The organism is Sphingobium cyanobacteriorum (assembly GCF_030580935.1).
Taxonomy (GTDB): domain Bacteria; phylum Pseudomonadota; class Alphaproteobacteria; order Sphingomonadales; family Sphingomonadaceae; genus Sphingobium; species Sphingobium cyanobacteriorum.
The window spans coordinates 2,501-5,774 of record NZ_JAUQOM010000041.1 but is presented as its reverse complement, the minus strand read 5'-3'; the positions used below and the strand labels follow the sequence as shown (position 1 = coordinate 5,774).

At 53.9% G+C, this 3,274-nt stretch carries 1 tRNA gene and 2 rRNA genes (1 of these 3 only partly in view); all 3 read right to left on the bottom strand.

Features of this window, described 5'->3' with window-relative positions:
• Positions 1-173: 173 nt before the first annotated feature.
• A tRNA-Met gene (locus Q4610_RS21240) sits at positions 174-250 on the bottom strand.
• A gap of 87 nt (positions 251-337) precedes the next feature.
• A 5S ribosomal RNA gene (gene rrf / locus Q4610_RS21235) occupies positions 338-452 on the bottom strand.
• Positions 453-594: 142 nt separating this feature from the next.
• Positions 595-3,274 (bottom strand): 23S ribosomal RNA (locus Q4610_RS21230) (it continues 115 nt past the right edge of the window).

Genomic DNA, 3,274 nt, shown 5'->3' with positions numbered 1-3,274 from the left:
CCTGTATCGAGGGGGTGTTGTTTGGCGGGGCCTGGAGCAAATCCCTGTTGCGTTTGCGTCGGGGCTTTTTTTGCCGTGATGTTTTTGTTTGCGGTGGAGCGCAAAAAACCCGCCTTGCGGGCGGGTTTTTCGGAGGGTGCGTTCCCTGTGGGGTATGGTGATATTCTGTATATTGGTTGCGGGAGCAGGATTTGAACCTGCGACCTTCAGGTTATGAGCCTGACGAGCTACCGGGCTGCTCCATCCCGCGGCACCAAAGGATAAGGGCGGACCAGTGATGATCCGCCCTTTGAGACTTTATGAATGGGTTTGTCCAGTATCATGCGCGAGCTTCAATGCCTGGCGACGCCCTACTCTTCCGGGGCTTGAGCCACAGTACCATCGGCGCAGTCTGGTTTCACGGCCGAGTTCGGGATGGGATCGGGTGGGTCACAGACGCTATGGTCACCAAGCAATGAAGCTGGCGCATGATGCGGGGTTTATAATCGGTGCCGTGCACATTTTGGGAGTATGTTCGTATATCTGGGCTGGCTTAACGACCATGCCTTCAACGCTTTGCACTGGAAGCCAATGCTGTCGTTGATGGTGGGACTCTTAAGCGCGAACAGAGCAATTAGGATCGGTTAGCTCCATGCGTTACCGCACTTCCACATCCGACCTATCAACGTCGTGGTCTACGACGGCTCGATGAAATCTTATCTTGAGGGAGGCTTCCCGCTTAGATGCTTTCAGCGGTTATCCCGTCCATACATAGCTACCCAGCTGCGCTCCTGGCGGAACGACTGGTACACCAGAGGTATGTTCAACCCGGTCCTCTCGTACTAGGGTCAACTCCTCTCAAATTTCGACGCCCACGGCAGATAGGGACCAAACTGTCTCGCGACGTTCTGAACCCAGCTCACGTACCACTTTAATTGGCGAACAGCCAAACCCTTGGGACCTGCTCCAGCCCCAGGATGTGATGAGCCGACATCGAGGTGCCAAACGATTCCGTCGATATGAGCTCTTGGGAATCATCAGCCTGTTATCCCCGGCGTACCTTTTATCCGTTGAGCGATGGCCCTTCCACGAGGGACCACCGGATCACTATGACCGACTTTCGTCTCTGCTCGACTTGTCAGTCTCGCAGTCAGGCGGGCTTATGCCATTGCACTCTAACAGACGGTTTCCAACCGTCCTGAGCCCACCATCGCGCGCCTCCGTTACTCTTTAGGAGGCGACCGCCCCAGTCAAACTACCCACCACAGAGGGTCCCTGCACCGGATGACGGTGCGAGGTTAGACATCAGAAAACAGCAGGGTGGTATTTCACCTATGGCTCCACATCAACTGGCGTCGATGCTTCAAAGCCTCCCACCTATGCTACACAGCTCTTTCCTAATGCCACTCTGAAGTTGCAGTAAAGGTGCACGGGGTCTTTCCGTCTAACCGCGGGTACTCCGCATCTTCACGGAGAATTCAATTTCGCTGAGCATATCCTGGAGACAGTGGGGAAGTCGTTACGCCATTCGTGCAGGTCGGAACTTACCCGACAAGGAATTTCGCTACCTTAGGACCGTTATAGTTACGGCCGCCGTTTACCTGGGCTTCAATTCAGAGCTTGCACTCCTCCTCTTAACCTTCAGGCACCGGGCAGGCGTCAGGCCCTATACGTCGTCTTGAAGCCGACTTAGCAGAGCCCTGTGTTTTTGCTAAACAGTCGCTACCCCCTGGCCTGTGCCCCCCACAAGTGCTTGCGCATATGTGGGGCCTCCTTCTTCCGAAGGTACGGAGGCAATTTGCCGAGTTCCTTCAGGATACTTCTCTCAAACGCCTTGGTATACTCTACCATTCCACCTGTGTCGGTTTAGGGTACGGTCTATACGGAGGGGCTATTTCCTGGGACACCTTCCCAGCCAGGAGCAATCCAATAAGCCCTGACCAGTTACGGCATCCGTCACACACCTCCAGGCCCACGAATATTAACGTGGTTCCCATCGACTACCCCCTTCGGGCTCGTCTTAGGGGCCGGCTTACCCTGCTCAGATTAGCTTTAAGCAGGAACCCTTGGAATTTCGGCGACAGTGCATCTCACACTGTTAATCGCTACTCATGTCTGCATTCGCACTTCCGATACCTCCACGGTCGGTTACCCTTCCGCTTCAACGGCCTACGGAACGCTCCGCTACCGCTCAGTCAAAGACTGAACCCTAAGCTTCGGTGCATCACTTTAGCCCCGTTACATCTTCGCCGCAGGATCTCTTGTTTAGACCAGTGAGCTGTTACGCTTTCTTTAAAGGATGGCTGCTTCTAAGCCAACCTCCTGGTTGTTTTGGAAATCCCACATGCTTTCCCACTTAGTGATGACTTGGGGACCTTAGCTGTAGGTTAGGGCTGTTTCCCTTTTGACGACGGACCTTAGCACCCGCCGTCTGTCTGCCGAACTAGACTCGTTGGTATTCGGAGTTTGGTTAGTATTGGTAGATCTCGCGACCCCCGCAACCATCCAGTGCTCTACCCCCAACGGCAATCATTCGACGCTCTACCTCAATAGATTTCGCGGAGAACCAGCTATTTCCCGGCTTGATTGGCCTTTCACCCCTAAGCACAACTCATCCGACAATTTTTCAACATTGAACGGTTCGGCCCTCCAGTGCGTGTTACCGCACCTTCAGCCTGGTCATGCATAGATCGCCGGGTTTCGGGTCTAATGCATCAAACTATGGTCGCCCTGTTCAGACTCGCTTTCGCTGCGCCTACACCTAACGGCTTAAGCTTGCTTGATACACTAAGTCACAGACCCATTATGCAAGAGGTACGCGGTCAGGTCTCAAGGACCCTCCCACTGCTTGTAGGCATCCGGTTTCAGGTACTGTTTCACTCCCCTCATCGGGGTGCTTTTCACCTTTCCCTCACGGTACTGGTTCACTATCGGTCATGTACGAGTATTTAGGCTTGGAGGGTGGTCCCCCCATGTTCAGACAGAGTTTCACGTGCTCCGCCCTACTCAAGTCCTGGAATATCATTTTCGCATACGGGGCTGTCACCCGCTATGGCCGCACTTTCCAGAGCGTTCTGCTAATTATATCCCAGGCGCTGGCCTGGTCCGCGTTCGCTCGCCACTACTAACGGAATCTCGGTTGATGTCTTTTCCTCCGGGTACTGAGATGTTTCAGTTCTCCGGGTTCGCCTCACCAAAGCCTATTTTATTCAGCTTAGTGATACCTCTCCCATTTAACACTGGCCCTGGATCGCTCCAGAAGCAGTCTTAAATGGTGAAGGTGGGTTGTCCCATT